The organism is Streptomyces cellostaticus (assembly GCF_001513965.1).
GTDB classification, from domain to species: Bacteria; Actinomycetota; Actinomycetes; order Streptomycetales; family Streptomycetaceae; genus Streptomyces; species Streptomyces cellostaticus.
Genome location: NZ_KQ948024.1, coordinates 173,332 through 188,989 on the forward strand (window position 1 = coordinate 173,332; position 15,658 = coordinate 188,989).

General features: G+C 71.4%; 14 protein-coding genes and 1 pseudogene. 7 read left to right on the forward strand and 8 right to left on the reverse strand.

The window, feature by feature from the left end:
- Positions 1–9: 9 nt before the first annotated feature.
- Positions 10–2,364 carry an immune inhibitor A domain-containing protein gene (locus AQI88_RS20830; protein ID WP_067001429.1) on the reverse strand — a complete coding sequence of 785 codons (2,355 nt, stop codon included), beginning with the start codon at positions 2,362–2,364 and terminating at the stop codon, positions 10–12.
- A gap of 364 nt (positions 2,365–2,728) precedes the next feature.
- Between AQI88_RS20830 and AQI88_RS20835 the strand changes: the two genes are divergently transcribed.
- A complete protein-coding gene (locus tag AQI88_RS20835; RefSeq protein ID WP_067001432.1) occupies positions 2,729–2,965 on the forward strand; it encodes a hypothetical protein in 237 nt (78 codons plus the stop codon).
- A 93-nt stretch (positions 2,966–3,058) separates the two neighbouring features.
- Here the strand turns inward: AQI88_RS20835 and AQI88_RS20840 are convergent, their stop codons facing one another.
- Together AQI88_RS20840 and AQI88_RS20845 are read right to left on the reverse strand one after the other, a co-directional pair.
- Positions 3,059–3,820 carry an RDD family protein gene (locus AQI88_RS20840; RefSeq protein WP_067001436.1) on the reverse strand — a complete coding sequence of 254 codons (762 nt, stop codon included), beginning with the start codon at positions 3,818–3,820 and terminating at the stop codon, positions 3,059–3,061.
- A 72-nt stretch (positions 3,821–3,892) separates the two neighbouring features.
- Positions 3,893–5,332: an RDD family protein gene (locus tag AQI88_RS20845; protein ID WP_067001439.1), complete on the reverse strand. Its 1,440-nt coding sequence runs from the start codon at positions 5,330–5,332 to the stop codon at positions 3,893–3,895.
- 233 nt (positions 5,333–5,565) lie between these two features.
- Between AQI88_RS20845 and AQI88_RS20850 the strand changes: the two genes are divergently transcribed.
- The gene (locus tag AQI88_RS20850; RefSeq protein ID WP_067001442.1) at positions 5,566–5,979 is read left to right on the forward strand and encodes an SsgA family sporulation/cell division regulator; all 414 of its coding nucleotides are present in this window, start codon (positions 5,566–5,568) and stop codon (positions 5,977–5,979) included.
- A gap of 25 nt (positions 5,980–6,004) precedes the next feature.
- Here AQI88_RS20850 and AQI88_RS20855 read toward each other — a convergent pair whose 3' ends face one another.
- Entirely contained in the window at positions 6,005–7,411 is a 1,407-nt protein-coding gene (locus tag AQI88_RS20855) for an FAD-binding oxidoreductase (protein ID WP_067001445.1), read from the reverse strand.
- 92 nt (positions 7,412–7,503) lie between these two features.
- On the opposite strand from AQI88_RS20855, the gene AQI88_RS20860 reads away from it, so the two are divergent.
- The gene (locus AQI88_RS20860; RefSeq protein ID WP_067001448.1) at positions 7,504–9,021 is read left to right on the forward strand and encodes a tetratricopeptide repeat protein; all 1,518 of its coding nucleotides are present in this window, start codon (positions 7,504–7,506) and stop codon (positions 9,019–9,021) included.
- Between the two features lie 9 nt (positions 9,022–9,030).
- Here the strand turns inward: AQI88_RS20860 and hppD are convergent, their stop codons facing one another.
- Positions 9,031–10,179 (reverse strand): 4-hydroxyphenylpyruvate dioxygenase, encoded by a 1,149-nt coding sequence (hppD, locus tag AQI88_RS20865; protein WP_067001451.1) that lies wholly within the window; start codon positions 10,177–10,179, stop codon positions 9,031–9,033.
- Positions 10,180–10,301: 122 nt separating this feature from the next.
- Between hppD and AQI88_RS20870 the strand changes: the two genes are divergently transcribed.
- From AQI88_RS20870 to AQI88_RS20885, 4 genes and pseudogenes are all read left to right on the forward strand, one after another.
- Positions 10,302–10,784 carry an Lrp/AsnC family transcriptional regulator gene (locus tag AQI88_RS20870; RefSeq protein ID WP_067001454.1) on the forward strand — a complete coding sequence of 161 codons (483 nt, stop codon included), beginning with the start codon at positions 10,302–10,304 and terminating at the stop codon, positions 10,782–10,784.
- A 38-nt stretch (positions 10,785–10,822) separates the two neighbouring features.
- The gene (locus AQI88_RS20875; RefSeq protein WP_067001456.1) at positions 10,823–11,470 is read left to right on the forward strand and encodes an ABC transporter permease; all 648 of its coding nucleotides are present in this window, start codon (positions 10,823–10,825) and stop codon (positions 11,468–11,470) included.
- Positions 11,463–11,897, forward strand: a pseudogene (locus tag AQI88_RS47800) (ATP-binding cassette domain-containing protein); the annotation flags it as partial. The gene AQI88_RS20875 and the pseudogene AQI88_RS47800, both read left to right, overlap by 8 nt.
- Before the next feature lie 2 nt (positions 11,898–11,899).
- Entirely contained in the window at positions 11,900–12,790 is an 891-nt protein-coding gene (locus AQI88_RS20885; protein ID WP_067001461.1) for an ABC transporter permease, read from the forward strand.
- 91 nt (positions 12,791–12,881) lie between these two features.
- Here the strand turns inward: AQI88_RS20885 and AQI88_RS20890 are convergent, their stop codons facing one another.
- Genes AQI88_RS20890 through AQI88_RS20900 form a run of 3 tightly spaced genes read right to left on the reverse strand, consistent with a single transcriptional unit; the run spans position 12,882 to position 15,595 of the window.
- Positions 12,882–13,673, reverse strand: coding sequence for a S16 family serine protease (locus AQI88_RS20890; protein WP_067001464.1), 792 nt, complete (start codon positions 13,671–13,673; stop codon positions 12,882–12,884).
- A 42-nt stretch (positions 13,674–13,715) separates the two neighbouring features.
- Positions 13,716–14,825, reverse strand: coding sequence for an o-succinylbenzoate synthase (gene menC / locus AQI88_RS20895; protein ID WP_067001467.1), 1,110 nt, complete (start codon positions 14,823–14,825; stop codon positions 13,716–13,718).
- Positions 14,822–15,595: a chorismate synthase gene (locus AQI88_RS20900; protein WP_244184240.1), complete on the reverse strand. Its 774-nt coding sequence runs from the start codon at positions 15,593–15,595 to the stop codon at positions 14,822–14,824. Before AQI88_RS20900 ends, menC begins: the two co-directional genes overlap by 4 nt.
- Positions 15,596–15,658: the final 63 nt, after the last annotated feature.

Genomic DNA, 15,658 nt, shown 5'->3' on the forward strand with positions numbered 1-15,658 from the left:
AAATGTCCGCTACTTCACCGCGGGGCCGACTTCCAGCTCGATCGTCGAGCCATCCTTGGCCTGCTTGGTGATCTTGATCTTCGTGTTGGTGTCAGTGATCTTGACGCCACCGGTCGGGTTCGACGTGTCGTAGTAGGAGGTGGTGTGGTCGTTGAAGACCGACACGCCCTTCTGCGACGTGAACGTGGTCGCCTTGTCCGCCTTGTGCAGCGTGATCGCGTCCGTGGCGTCCAGGCCGAACGGCGAGTCGTAGGCCTGGATCCGGTTGCGCAGCAGCGTGCCGTCGGAGTACTTCAGCGCCTTCCAGTGCGCGTCCACCGGCAGGATCAGACCGGTGCCCGGGTGATCCTTGGCGTTGGTGTTGTTGTCCGCCTGGGAGGTGTCCCACTTCCAGATCAGCAGGCCGTTCTGGTACGGGTAGTGCTCCACCCAGCTCTGGCGCGCGGCCGAACCGAAGTTGTACGGGCCGACCTTCAGGGTCTTGTCGTACGACACGTACTGGCGGTTCTCGGCGATGTAGTACTGCTTGTAGTCCTTGGTGAAGGACGCACCGATGCGGGAGAAGCCGGTGGCGGTCCAAGCGGCGTCCGCCGTCTCGGCGTTGTCGGAGAACAGCGCCGTACCGTCCGCGGTGACCGCGATCTCGTCGGCCGCGAAGCCCTTCTGCGCCACCCCGCCGTCGGTCAGGTAGCGGAAGCGGACGTCGATCTTCTTGCCCGCGTAGGCGTCCAGCGAGTACGACAGCTTCTTGTAGCCGTCGACCGTGCCGGTCAGGGCCGGCTTGCCGGAGCCGTCGCGCGGGATGGCCTTGCCGTCCACCGTGCCGTCCAGCGCGGTCCAGTTGGCGCCGCCGTCGGTCGACACCTCGGTGTAGAGGAAGTCGAAGCCGTTCTCGATGTCGTACCAGCCGTCGAGGGTGAGCGCCGCCGACGTCTTGCCGGTGAGGTCCACCGAACGGGTCAGGGTGTTCTTGAGGTTGTCACCGCTGCCGCTCCACCACTGGGCCGAACCCTGCGCCGGGGTGACGATCTCGGTCTTGACCGCCTTGTCCGGCAGCGAGACCACCAGCGCCTGGCGGTACTTGGTGTTGTACTCGGCGAGGCCCAGCTTGTGCCAGGAGGAGACGCCGGCCTTGCCGGAGTCGTAGTTCAGCCAGCCCAGTTGCAGCTTGTCCCAGGCGTTCATGTCGCCCGGCAGGTCGCCGATGGACTCCTTGCCGGTGCCGAGCCAGGAACCGGAGGACATCAGCGTCCAGAAGCCGGTGGAGTTGTCGCCGCCGTCGGTGTCGTACTCGTCCGGCAGGCCGAGGTCGTGGCCGTACTCGTGGGCGAAGACGCCGAGGCCGCCGTTCTCCGGCTGGATGGTGTAGTCGCCGACCCAGATGCCGGTGTCGCCGACCTGCGCGCCGCCGAGCTTGTTGTTCGCGGGGCCGGTGGCGCCGGCGTCGGTACCGAAGGCGTACCAGCGGTGCGCCCAGATCGCGTCCTTGCCCTGGGCGCCGCCGCCCGCGGACTCGTCCTCGCCGGCGTGCACGATCTGGAAGTGGTCGACGTAGCCGTCGGGCTCGTTGAAGTTGCCGTCGCCGTCGTAGTCGTTGCGGTCCCACTGGTCGTACTTGGCCAGGTCCGCCTTGATGTCGGCGTCGGACTTGCCGGCCGCCTTCTGCTGGGCGACCCAGGCGTTCAGGCCGTCACTGATGACGTTCCACACGCTCGGGCAGTTGGTCTGGCCGCAGGCGTTGTTGCCGTATCGGGCCTCGTTGTAGGGGACCTTGACCCAGTCCGCGACCTCGCCGTCCACCGAGTAGCGGCCCGAGGACTGCTTCTCGTAGTACTTCTTCAGCGACTCGGTCTTCTTGCCGGTGCCGAAGTAGAGGTCCTGGTAGTGCTTCTGGTTGTAGTCCTTCTGCCAGGCCGTGCTGTTGTCCTTCTTGCGGTCCGGCTGGGCGATCTGGTTGTGCAGCGGGCCCGCGGTGCCACCGTACTTGGGGTCGGTCTGGTCCCCGAACTCCACCAGGATGGTGAAGATCTTGTCGGTCTTCTCGCGGCTCAGCTCGACGTACTTGCCGTCGCCCTTCTTGCCCTTGAGCTGGACGACCTTCGAGCCGTTGCGCTCCTTGGCCTTCGCCTTGCCCGATATGAGCTGGTTCAGGGCCTCCTGACGCTGGGCCCTCTGGGTCTTGCTCATGGGGCCGTCGAGGTCGTGCTTCTGCTGCTTCACCGGGGCCGGGTCGTGCCGGTTCTCGGCGGCGGGCCGGGCCGTGGTGCTCGCCTCGGCGACGGCGAAGGTCGCGAAGCCGGCGGAGGCCGCGGCGAGTGCCACACCGATGGCGGCGGCTCTGAACGTCCAGGGTCTGCTGGTCACTTGAGTTCCTCCCCCGCGCCGCGCAGCACGGACAGGGGGTCCCGGGTCATGGAAGGGTCCGTGCGCGCATGATCAACGCGTGTAATCAAGTGACGACATTTGACTAGAGGTTTAGAAGAAAAGACAGACCTTGACTTGAGCAGGACAAGTGCACTATGCGGAACCGGCGTTCGCTTTACGAACAGTCGAACCTGTCGGTCAACGGGCGCGTACACCCGTCCACTTGCCGGACGCCATGACTCCGTGCGCCCCCTGTGCACCGGCACCGTGGGTTAGGTCACGCTTACCCGGCGTCCCGTTCGGGCATGCACGCGAATAGAGTCGAAGGCACCCCCCATCTTCATCTTCCGAGGACACGATTGCCATGCCTCGTCCGACTGCCGCACAGCTCGCCTACGGTTCCTGCACCGTGATCTTCTCGACGCTCGCCATGCTGCTGCTGTCCCAGACGAGTTCGGGCCTCGGGATCGCCGTCATCGCCCTGGCCGCGCTGGCCCTCGGGCTGCTCGTGGCCATGACGGTGCCACTGCCGAGTCCGCGTACGGTCGCTTCGCCGGCCGAGACCGCACCCGAGGAGGAGCCGGTGACCACCGCGCTCTGACCGGCCGTTCACGCGAGCGGCGGACCCGTGACTGCTCCCACGGACCCGCCGCTTTCGTATGGGCACCCATCACACTTCGGCACCCCGCCCGCCTCAGCCGGTGCTGACCACCACCGTCTTGGCCGCCTTGTCGTGCAGTCCCTGTTTGTAGGGCTTGTCGAAGAAGCTCCAGCCACCGCAGATGGCCGTCCAGATACAGGCACAGCAGAAGGCGAACGGCAGCCAGAGCACCAGGGCCCGGATCAGCGAGGTCTGCGTGGCGGGGGTGGCACCGTTGTCCAGGTTCGCCACCCGCAGGTTGAGCCACTTCTTGCCGAGGGTCTGCCCCGACCTGGCGATCATGAAGGTGTCGTAGGCGACGTAGAGGACGGCGGCGGCGAAGGACTGCCACAGGGACCGGCCGACCGCGACCCTGTCCCCGTTCACGGTGTACTCGTGGACCCCGAGCGGCCAGGTGACCAGCCAGACGACGATGCCCACGAGGACCATGTCGATGATGCGCGCGAGGGTCCGCTTGCCGCTGTCGGCGAGCGGGGGCATGCCGGCAAGCGGGTCGGCGGGGTAGCCGGGGCCGCCATAGGGGCCGCCACCGCCGTAGGGCCCGCCGCCGTAGGGGGGCGGTTGCTGGCCTCCTCCGTACGGGGGTGGCTGCTGGCCGCCGTAGGGCGGGGGTTGCTGACCTCCCCACGGCGGGGGGCCACCGGGCGGGGGCTGGCCGCCGGGCGGTGGGGGCTGCTGGGCGCCGGACGGGGTGTCGTACGGCGAGCCCGGCCCCTGGTCCGACGGGGGCCGCTTCTTGAACGGGTCGTCCTCGGGGGGCTCGGGTCCGGAGCCGGGGGGCGGTTCGCTGCTCATGGCCCGAGTGGACCGCGAACGCCCCGGATCCGCATCCGGCAGGCGGCCGTACGGAGTACGCGCCCCGCCCGGTCAGCCCGCGACGAAGGTGTGGGCCGCCTTGTCGTGCCAGCACTGGCGCCAGGGCCGGTCGAACAGGCACCACAGCACGCCGACGATCCCGATGCCGAGCAGCCCGGGGATGCTGTAGACCAGCCAGCGGCGCAGGGCCGCACCGAACGCCGGGGGCTCGTGCGCCTCGATGTCCCGGACCTCGAGGCCGCACAGCTTCTTGCCCAGGGTGCGGCCCCACTTGGCGGTGGGCAGCACCTCGTACAGCACACCGAAGAGGAGGAGCACGGCGAGGACGATGCCGAGCGCGGTGCCGGTCGTGCCGTCGAGCAGCCAGACGGTGACGGTACGGCCGGACAGCTTGGCCTCGTCGATCTTGTGCTGGATGTGGTCGGCCACCTGGGCGCCGAACGGGACCGCCGCGGCGGCGGTGACGGCACCGAGGACCAGGCTGTCGATCAGACGGGCGGCCAGGCGCTTGCCGAGGCCGGCCGGGCGGGCGGCGGCCTGCCGGCGGGCCGCCGCCTGGAACAGGTCCTCCACCGGCGGCTTCCACGGCGCCACCGGCTGCTCGTCCCCGCCTCCGGCCAACTGGTGCACCTGCTGCGCCCAGGAGGCCTGACCGCCGCCGGGGCCCGGGCTCATCGGGGCCCCGGCACCGCCCTGCCGGGGCACGGCCTGCTGCGGCACCGAGGGGGCCACGGCGGCGGGGGCCGCGGAAGCCTGCGGGGCCTGAGGTACCTGGGGTACCTGGGGTGCTTGCGGTGCCGGTGCGGCTGCCGCCCGGGCGGCGGCCTTGCCGGCACCGAAGCCGGGGCCTGCGGCCGGGGCGGGCTGCGCCGGGGGCGCCCCGACCGGTCCCTGCACACCGGGTCCGGCGGCACCGCTTGGACCACCGGCCCCGCCCGGTCCCGCGTGGGGCGCCCCGACGGGGCCCTGCGCGCCGAAGCCGGGGGTGCCGGAGGCGCTGGAGGGTGCCGGGCCGGAGGCTCCCGGCTGCCGGCCCTGGCCCGGTGCCGGGCGGAACGTCATCGTGCCGTCGTCCGTGACCGCCGCGGGGCCGGGGACCGGGCGGCGGAAGATGAACGTGCCGCCGGAGTCGGGAGTGTCGTCCTCGGCCTGCGGGGTCGGTGCCGTGCCGTCGGTCCGGCCGGCCGGCCGGGACGGATTGTCCGCGGGGATCCTCGGGTCGGTGCCCCAGGCGGGCTTCTGCTCCTGCCGGGAGGGCCCCGGCTGCGGATCCTCGTCGAAGAAGTGCGGGCCCGTCTCCTCCACCGACGGGGCCGCCGGGCGGACGCCGGGCGGCGGGGTGAGCGGTTCGCCGTCCTTCGGCGCCGGCCGGCTGGTGCCCGGCACCCAGGAGGCGCCGTTCCAGTACCGGACGTAGCCGGGGATGGACGGGTCCGGGTAGTAGCCCTCGCGGGGCCTGTCGTCACCGGGGGCCGGGGTTGGGGCGCTCATGTCCGTCGTCCCGTATCTGCTCGGGGGTTGGTTGCGGGCCTCCACATCTATCAGACGCGGGCAGGCCGCACCGCCAGTCCCGCCGTACCCACCCCTTTCCGGGCAACGCCGTACACGGATCCCACACGCGCGCCGAAAAATTTCCCGGAACCCGCGTAATGGCCCGGCCCCTGCCCCCTCTCCCCTGGTACGGGCCCGGTCCGAGCGGCCCCGGCAGAGAGGAAACGCAGGTCATGCATGACACCGTGGTGGAGCGGGAGCTGGAGCTGAAACTCATTCTGTCGCCCGAGCGGAGCATCCCGGTCCCGGCCCGGCTCAGCTACCGCTCCGAGGACCCCTACGCGGTCCACGTCACCTTCCACATCAACTCCGAGCACCCCGTCAACTGGACGTTCGCCCGGGAACTCCTGGTGGAGGGGGTGTTCCGGCCGTGCGGGCAGGGGGATGTGCGGGTGTGGCCGACGAAGGCCGACGGGCGCAGCGTCGTACTGATGGGGCTGAGTTCGCCCGACGGCGACGCCCTGCTGGAGGCGCCCGCCGCCCAGGTGTCCGCCTGGCTGGAGCGGACGCTGCGGGTGGTGCCCCCGGGGACCGAGGGCGGGCAGCTGGGCATCGACCACGCGCTCGACCAGCTGCTCGCCCGATGAAGGCAGGTTCACGATGAAGGCAGGTTCAGAAGAGCTTGCCGGGGTTGAGGATGCCGAGGGGGTCGAAGACCTGCTTCACCGCCCGCTGCATCTCCACGCCGACCGGGCCGATCTCCCGCGCCAGCCACTCCTTCTTCAGGACGCCCACGCCGTGTTCGCCGGTGATGGTGCCGCCGAGTTCCAGGCCGAGGGCCATGATCTCGTCGAAGGACTCGCGGGCCCGCCGGGACTCGTCGGGGTCGAGGGCGTCGAAGCAGACGGTGGGGTGCGTGTTGCCGTCCCCGGCGTGGCAGCAGACCCCGATGGTGAGCCCGTACTTGGCGGCGATCTGTTCGACGCCGTCGAGCATCGCGCTGAGCCGAGAGCGGGGCACGCACACGTCGTCGATCATCGTCGTGCCCTTCACCGCCTCCAGCGCGGTCAGCGAGAGCCGCCGCGCCTGGAGGAGGAGTTCGGACTCGGCCGCGTCCTCGGCCGGGACGACCTGGGTGGCGCCGGCCGCCTCGCACAGCGCGCCGACGGCGGCGAGGTCGGCGGTGGGGTCGGGGGTGTCGAAGGCGGCCAGCAGCAGCGCCTCGGTGGTCTCCGGGAGACCCATGTGGGCGAGGTCGTTGACCGCCTTGACGGTCGTACGGTCCATCAGTTCGAGGAGGGAGGGGACGTGACCGCCCTCCATGATCCGGCACACCGCGTCACAGGCGGCGGCCGCGGAGGCGAACTCGGCGGCCAGCACCAGCTGCTGGGGCGGCTTGGGCCTGAGCCCTAGGACCGCGCGGACGACGATGCCGAGCGAGCCCTCGGAGCCGACGAAGAGCCGGGTGAGGTCGTAGCCGGCCACCCCTTTCGCGGTGCGGCGCCCCGTGGACATCAGGCGGCCGTCGGCGAGGACGACCTCCAGGCCCAGCACGTACTCGGCGGTCACGCCGTACTTCACACAGCACAGGCCGCCCGAGGCCGTGCCGATGTTGCCGCCGATGGTGCACATCTCCCAGCTGGAGGGGTCGGGCGGGTAGTACAGGCCGTGTTCCTCGACCGCGCGGGAGAGGGCGGCGTTGACCACGCCCGGTTCGACCACGGCGATCCGGTCGACGGGGCTGATCTCCAGGATGCGGTCCATCTTGGTGAGGGACAGCACGATGCAGCCGTCGGTGGCGTTGGCGCCGCCGGACAGGCCGGTGCGGGCGCCCTGCGGGACGACGGGGACGCGCAGCTCGGTGGCGGTGCGCATGACGTGCTGGACCTGTTCGACCGTGCGCGGCAGCACGACCACGGCCGGGGCTCCCGCCGGGCAGAAGCTCGCCATGTCGTTGGCGTAGGACGCGGTGACGTCGGGGTCGGTCAGGACGGCCTCGGCGGGCAGGGCGGCCAGGAGCCGGTCGGTGAGGTTTCCGGTCACGTCGTCGCGGGGCGCTTCGATGCGGCTCATGATCACAGCGTCGCACTCGGGGCCATCGGTGTGAACCCCGTCCGTGCCTGGCTTGGGCCACTCGGATGCGCTCCTCGTACTGACGCACAGTGAGCGGTATGGAGATCCGACCGTACGGCCCCTCCGTCCCCGGGCCGTCTTTGGTGGCCGAAGCGCCCCGGCCGCGCCGTCCTCGGCGGTGGCTGCGGTGGCTGCGGCGCGTGCTGGTGACCGCGCTGGCGGGCGGGGTCGCGGCAGGCGCCGTGCTGATGCTGCGACCGGCCGAGCCGCACCGCCGCCCGAGCCGGCCGGCGGCGGGCCCGCGGGCGCAGGTACCGGCGCAGGCGCTGACGGCGGTGACCTCCGGGGTGCCGGCCGCGTTGCCCGAGCTGGCGGCGCTCATCGGGCAGCAGGAGAGCCGGGTGCGGGCGCGGCCGCAGGATGCGCGGGCGTGGGCGGTGCTGGGGGCCGCGTACCTGGAGCAGGGGCGGCAGAGTGCCGACGCGGCGAACTATCCGAAGGCCGAGCGGGCCTTGCGGACCTCGCTGGAGGTGCACGGCGCGCAGAGCGCGGCGAACACCGGGAACCCCGAGAACACAGAGAACGCGGTGGCGTTGAGCGGGCTGGCCGCGCTGGCGGACGTGCGGCGGGACTTTCCGGCGGCGAAACAGTACGGCGAGCAGGCGCTGAAACTGGCGCCGAAGCGGTGGACGGCGTATCCGCCGCTGATCGACGCCTACACCGGGCTCGGTGACTTCAAGGCGGCGCGAAGCGCCCTGGACAAGCTGATGGGGCTGCACGCCGGGGCGGCCGCGCGGCCCGCGGTGATGGCGCGGGCGTCGGCCGTGTACCGGGACCGGGGCTGGCGCGAGGACGCGGTGGCCCAGCTGACGGACGCGGCGGCCGCCGCCCGTACACCCGCCGAGCAGGCCGCCTATCTGACCGGGGTCGGGCAGCTGGCCTGGGAGCGCGGCGAGAGGGAGGACGCGCTGCGGCACTTCGAGGCGGCCATGCGGCTCGACCCCGGCGGGCGGGCGGCGCTGGCGGGCAGGGGCCGGGCGCTGGCTGCGCTCGGCCGCAGCGACGAGGCGATCACCGCGTACCGGGCGGCCCTCGCCAAGCAGCCGGACCCCCGGGACGCGCTGGAGCTGGGCGAGCTGTACGAGTCGCTGGGGATGTTCCCGTCCGCCCAGGCGCAGTACCGCCTGCTGAAGGCGCGGGTACGGGAGGCGGTGGCCGGCGGGGTCGACGAGGAGCTGCTGATCGGGCAGTTCGAGGCGGACCACGGGGACCCGCAGGAGGCGGTGGAGCGGTTGGAGGACGAGTGGCGGCGCCAGCCCGGCATCGAGGTGGCCGACGCCCTCGGCTGGGCGCTGCACCGGGCCGGCGACGACGCGCAGGCGCTGGAGTACGCCTCGATCGCGACGGACAAGGCGCAGGGGGGCGGGGTGCGCAGCGCGCTGTACGCGTTCCACCGGGGCATGATCGAGCGGGAGCTGGAACTGTCCGGCCCGGCCCGACGGCATCTGGCGGAGGCGCTGCGGATCAACCCGTACTTCTCGCCGCTGCGGGCTCCGGCGGCACGGTCGGCGCTGCAGGGGCTCGGGGAGGTACCCGACGAGCCCCTGCCCGACTAGATCCGCCGGCTACAGGTTGCCCCGCTTCGCCTGCTCGCGTTCGATCGCCTCGAACAGGGCCTTGAAGTTGCCCTTGCCGAAGCCCATCGAACCGTGCCGTTCGATGATTTCGAAGAAGACGGTCGGCCGGTCCTGGACCGGCTTGGTGAAGATCTGCAGCAGATAGCCGTCCTCGTCGCGGTCGGCGAGGATCTTCAGTTCGCGCAGGGTCTCGATCGGGACGCGGGTGTCGCCCACCCACTCGCCGAGGGTGTCGTAGTAGGAGTCCGGGGTGTCGAGGAACTGGACGCCGGCCGCGCGCATGGTGCGGACCGTCTGCACGATGTCGTTGGTGTTCAGTGCGATGTGCTGGACGCCGGCACCGCCGTAGAACTCCAGGTACTCGTCGATCTGGGACTTCTTCTTGGCGATGGCGGGCTCGTTGATCGGGAACTTGACCTTGAGGGTGCCGTCCGCGACGACCTTCGACATCAGCGCGCTGTACTCGGTGGCGATGTCGTCGCCCACGAACTCCTTCATGTTCGTGAAGCCCATGACCTTGTTGTAGAAGGCCACCCACTCGTTCATCCTGCCGAGTTCGACGTTGCCCACGCAGTGGTCGATGGCCTGGAAGGTGCGCTGGGCGGGCGGTTCGACCATCGGGGCCGCGGCGACGAAGCCGGGCAGGTACGGGCCGTCGTAGCCGGTGCGCTCGACCAGGGTGTGGCGGGTCTCGCCGTAGGTGGCGATCGCGGCGAGGACGACCGTGCCGTGCTCGTCCTTGAGCTCGTACGGCTCGGTGACCGAGCGGGCGCCGTGCTCGACGGCGTACGCGTGGGCGGCGCGCGCGTCCGGGACCTCGATGGCCAGGTCGATGACGCCGTCACCGTGCTCGGTCACATGCCGGGCGAGGAAGTGACCCCAGTCGGTGCTGGGCTTGATGACCGAGGTGAAGACGAAACGGGCGGAGCCGTTCTCCAGCACGTAGCTGGCGGTCTCGCGGCTGCCGTTCTCCGGTCCGGAGTAGGCGGCCAGCCGCATGCCGAAGGCGGTGGAGTAGTAGTGCGCCGCCTGCTTGGCGTTGCCCACGGCGAAGACGACCGCGTCCATTCCCTTGACCGGGAAGGGATCGGCCTGCCGGGCGGTCGTGACGGGAGTGTGGTGTGTGGTCTGCGTCATAGCGGAAGGGTGACTCTGGTCTGCAAGGTGCGCAATAGTTTCCGTATTCACTGGGCAATCTGCTCAGCGGTACGCGAGTACCGGCGGGCTTTCTGTACAGGATGACCACTCGGGAGGCGGGCGTGGCGATCGATCAACTGGACGGACGCATCATCGTGCTGCTGGCGCGGGAGCCGCGCATCGGTGTGCTGGAGATGTCGCGGCGGCTGGGGGTCGCCCGGGGGACGGTCCAGGCGCGGCTGGACCGCCTTCAGTCGAATGGCGTCATCCGCGGATTCGGGCCCCAGGTGGACCCGGCGGCCCTCGGCTACCCGGTCACCGCGTTCGCCACGCTGCAGATCCGGCAGGGCCAAGGGGCCGACGTCCGGGCGCACTTGGCGACCGTGCCGGAGATGCTGGAGCTGCTGACCACCACGGGCAGCGGGGACATGCTGTGCCGGCTGGTGGCCCGTTCGAACGCCGATCTTCAGCGGGTGATCGACCGGGTCGTCGGCTTTGATGGCATCGTCCGGGCCTCCACGGCGATCGTCATGGAGAACCCCGTTCCGCTGCGGATCATCCCGCTGGTGGAACAGGCTGCCGGGGACGACAGCGAAGGGACCTAGCCGACCTAGCCGACCTAGCCGACCTGGGGTGAGCGCGGGTGAGCTTCTGGGAGTACCTGGCGGGCCGCCATCAGCAGCTGCTCACGGACGCCGGGCAACACGCCGGCGTGGTCTTCCCGTGCATGGTCGTGGCCACCGTCATCGGGGTGCTGATCGGCATCGTCACCTATCGCACCGAGTGGGCGGGCCACCTCGCCACCCTCACCACCTCCACCATCCTCACCATCCCGTCCCTGGCGATGATCGGTCTGCTGATCCCGATCGTGGGTCCGGGCGTCGCGCCGACGGTGATCGCGCTGACCCTGTACGGGCTGCTGCCGATCGTGCGGAACTCCGTCGTGGGCCTGCGCGGGGTCGACCCGGCCCTGGTGGACGCGGCCCGCGGTATCGGCATGTCCCGGCTGATGCGGCTCCTCAGGGTCGAACTGCCGCTGGCCTGGCCGCCGATCCTGACCGGCATCCGGGTCGCCACACCGATGCTGATGGGCATCGCGGCCATCGCCGCCTACGCCTCGGGCCCCGGCCTCGGCAACGAGATCTTCCGCGGGCTGGCCTCGCCGGGCAGCAAGAACGCCCTGAACCAGGTGCTCGCGGGCACGCTCGGGATCGTCGTCCTGGCGCTTGTGTTCGACGCCGCGTACGTCCTGGTCGGACGGCTGACCATGCCCAGGGGGATCCGTGGCTGAGGCGTCCGTCGCGGGAGCGACCATCGAGCTGGAGAACCTGCCCACACGGTATCCGGGCCATCCGCAGCCGGCCGTGGACAACGTGAGCATGGAGATCAAGGCCGGCGAGACGGTGATCTTCGTCGGCCCGTCGGGCTGCGGGAAGTCCGCGACGCTCAAGATGATCAACCGGCTGACTGAGCCGACCGGCGGCCGCATCCGCATCGACGGCGAGGACGTCACCGCCATCGACGCGGTGAGGCTGCGCCGCAAGGTCGGGTACGCCATCCGGTCACGGGGGGACCGGATCGCCGTTCCGCGCGAGCGCTCGCACATCGCCCGGTCGGAGGCCGGCCGGCTGGAGGCCATGGAGGCGCAGGCCGAGCTGGAGGAGGCCCGCGCCCAGCGGACCCACTTCGAGCAGGAGTGCCACGGCGGGGAGGAGAAGGCGTGAGCACCGCCGAGCAGCAGCGCCGCCCCGAGGGCGAGGACGAGGCCGAGGCCGAGGGGCTCTCCCGCCGCGACGAGGTCGAGGAGCTCGCCTTCCCGGACGAGGCAGAGGCAGAGCAGGACGCCCCGTCGCCGTGGCAGCCTCCGCCCCTGCGCCGCCCGACCTGGCAGCGGCTGACCCTCCTGCCCGCGTTCCTGGTCGCCCTGCTCCTCGCCACCTGCCTCTGGTTCCGGCAGGCGGACCTCGACACCGTCTCCGAGAACGCGCTGTCCGGCGGTCAGGTCTCCCGGGCGCTGTGGCAGCACGTGAAGCTGACGGTGATCTCGACCTTCTTCGTGCTCGTCATCGCCGTCCCGCTGGGCATCCTGCTCACCCGCCGGGCCTTCCGGAAAGCCACCCGGGTGGCGATGACGATCGCCGGCATGGGCCAGGCGACCCCGGCGATCGGCCTGCTGGCGCTGCTGGTGATCTGGCTCGGCACCGGTACGAAGGCGGCCCTGACCGGCATGGTCGTCTACGCCGTCCTGCCGGTCCTCGCCCACACGATCGCGGGCCTGAAGGCCGGCGACCCGACCCTGCTGCAGGCGGCCCGCGGCATCGGCATGTCCCCGTTCGGCGTGCTCGCCCGCGTCGAACTCCCCCTCGCCGTCCCGCTGATCCTCGCGGGCGTCCGCACCGCCCTGGTCCTCGACGTCGGTACGGCGACCCTGGCGACCTTCGGCGGAGGCGGCGGCCTCGGCGTGCTGATCACCACGGGCATCACCCATCGGCGCATGCCCGTGCTGGTGCTCGGCGCGATCCTCACCATCGCCCTCGCCCTGCTGGTCGACTGGCTGGCCTCGCTGGCGGAAGTGGTGCTGCGGCCGCGGGGGCTGGAGGCGGGGAGATGAGACGCCGTCCCGGTCCGCTGCCGGCCGCGCTGCTGGTCGTACCGTCCGGGTGCGGGCTGACCAGTGGCCCGGGATCCAGGCCGGACAGGTCCTAGCAGCTCGGGACCGAACCCTTGCCCTTCTCCAGGGCCGTCAGGGCGTTCACCGCGCCCTTGAGTGTGGTCACCGCGACCAGCCGCAGGCCCTTCGGCAGCTCCGCCTTGGCATCGGTGCACTCGTCCTTCGGTACCAGGAAGATGCTCGCCCCGTCCCGCCGCGCGGCCTGCGTCTTCAGGGCCACCCCGCCGACCGCGCCGACCTTGCCGCCGGCGTCGATCGTGCCCGTACCGGCGATGGTGCGCCCGCCCGTGAGGTCGCCGCCGCTGCCGTCGCCGTCCAGCTTGTCGATGATCCCCAGGGTGAACAGCAGCCCCGCGCTGGGCCCGCCCACATCGGCGAGCTTCAGCTTGACCTTGACCTTGTCGGCGCTCAGGTCCAGGTACTTCAGCGCCGCCGCGGTCGCCGCGTCCTGGGACTGCTGCATCTGCTCCGCGTTGTGCTTCTCGATCTCCTTGATGTTGTTGCCGCTCGGGTAGACCGCGTCGCGGGGCATGACGGCCCGGTCCGTGCGGAACCAGTTGTCGAACACGTCCCCGAGGGACACCCGCGCCTCCGGGCCGGTCGCCACGATGGTCGTCATCCGCAGCTGCCCGCTGGTCTTGCGGGTCGGCGCGCCGGAGACGGTGATCACCGGGGTGCCCTGGTTCTCGCCGAGCACGTTCGCCGTCATCCCGGGCTGTGCCACCGAGAACGGCAGCGGCGCGAACGCCGCCGTGGCGAGCAGGGCCACGACGGGCAGGGCGCAGACGGCGACGGCCTGGGGGCGCGTGAGACGTGAGAGCACGGAGTCAATCTAACGTGACGCCCCGTTTCGGCCACCGGCCCCTCACCCCGCGTACAGGTCCCGGCGTGCCCGGGTGAAGCGCCGCAGCGCGTCCGGGAGCGGCTCGATGCCGATGCCGGGCGTGTCCGGCACCGGGAGATGGCCGTCCTGAAGGACGAACGGCTCGGTGATGTCCTCGGCGAAGTAGCGGGAGGAGGCCGAGGTGTCGCCCGGGAGGGTGCAGCCGGGCAGGGCGGCGAGGGCCAGATTGGGGGCACGGCCGATGCCCGTCTCCAGCATGCCGCCGCACCACACCGGGACCCCGTGGGCGTGGGCCACGTCGTGCACGCGGCGGGCCTCCAGGTAGCCGCCGACCCGGGCGGGCTTGACGTTCACCGCCCGGCAGGCGTCCATGGCGATCGCGGACGCGGTGTCGCGGGCGTGGTGCAGGGACTCGTCCAGGCAGACAGGGGTCGCCAGGCGCTTCTGGAGCTGTGCGTGGGCGTGGAGGTTGTTCTCCTCCAGCGGTTCCTCGATCAGCAGCAGCCCGAACTCGTCGAGGCGCCGCAGCTGCTCGGCGTCGCCGAGGGTGTAGGCGGTGTTGGCGTCGACCTGGAGGGGCAGCTCGGCGCCGAAGCGCTCGCGGACCGCCCGGACCGGTGCGAGGTCCCAGCCGGGTTCGATCTTCAGCTTGATGCGGACGTACCCCTCGGCGAGGTAGCGCTCCACGTCGTCCAGGAGTTCGGGCACGGAGTTCTTGATGCCGACGGAGACCCCGGCGGGCACCCGGTCCCGTACGGCGCCCAGGTAGGTGGCGAGCGGCATGCCGTGCGCCCGCAGCTCGGCGTCCAGCACGGCCGTCTCCAGAGCCGCCTTGGCCAGCTCGTGCCCCTTGATCTTCGCCGTGGCGGGGGCCAGCGCGGCCGTGGTGAGGTGCGGGAGAGCGGCCGCGCGGGGCAGCAGGAAGTCCCGCAGCACGATCTCGGCGCCGGCCACGAACTCCGAGCAGTACAGCGGCTCGGGGTCGGCCGCGAACTCCGACCAGCCCTCGGCCGCGTCCGTGACGACGTGCAGGAGGAAGGTGTCCTTCGTCGTCATCGTGCCGAAGGACGTACGGAAGGAGGTGACCAGCGGGATCGCCACGTGCACGATCTCGACGCGCTCCAGCTTCATACGGCGCTCCCCTCCGTCCGGGTGAGCGTGTACCAGCCGTCGCGGGACATGCCCGTCGCCCGGAAGCCCTCCGCGAAGGCCTCCAGGAACACCTCGCGCACGGCGTGCCGCCAGCGCAGGGCCAGGACGGGGTCGGCGGCGCGCAGCGTGACGATGTCGTCGGGGACGCGGCACCACACGTACTGGTCGTCACGGCGGGCGAGGATGCCGCCGTCGGGGGCCGTGTGCGTGGCGGGCGCCAGGTCACGGTCATCCGTGTCGTACGAGGTCGTGGGCGCCGCAAGCTCCCAGGTGACCGTCAGCCGGTCGCTCTCGTCACCGTCGTTCACGCCGTCCGTCATGGGGCCGTAGAAGTCGACCAGGTACTCCGTGCCGACGGCACCCAGCTTGACCAGGTTGAAGCGGGCGTTGCGGCCGACCAGCGGGTCGAAGGTCCAGCGCATGGTGCGGGCTCCGACGCCGAGGGCCCAGTCGCGCTGGGCGCGCTTCACCGCGTGCCCGAGGCCCCGGTCGGCGGCGGCCACCAGGGAGTACGTGCTCTGCTCCGGGCCGAGGACGGCTACGGAGGCCCCGGCCGGCCGGCACCCGTCGTACGCGGCGTGCACGGCGCCGCCCGCGTGCACCAGGCTGTGCAGCACCTCGGCCGGGTAGGGCGGGGCGGTGCGCGGGGTGTGCCACACGTCGCTGAAGTAGTCGGCCACGGCCGCGAGCCCGGCGACGTCGTGGACGGTGCGGACGGTGACTTCTGCCGTCATGACTGCTGCCGTCATCACTCCTGCTGTCATCACTCCTGCTGTCATGGGGACGAGTCTCGGGGGCCGCGAAAGGCCGTG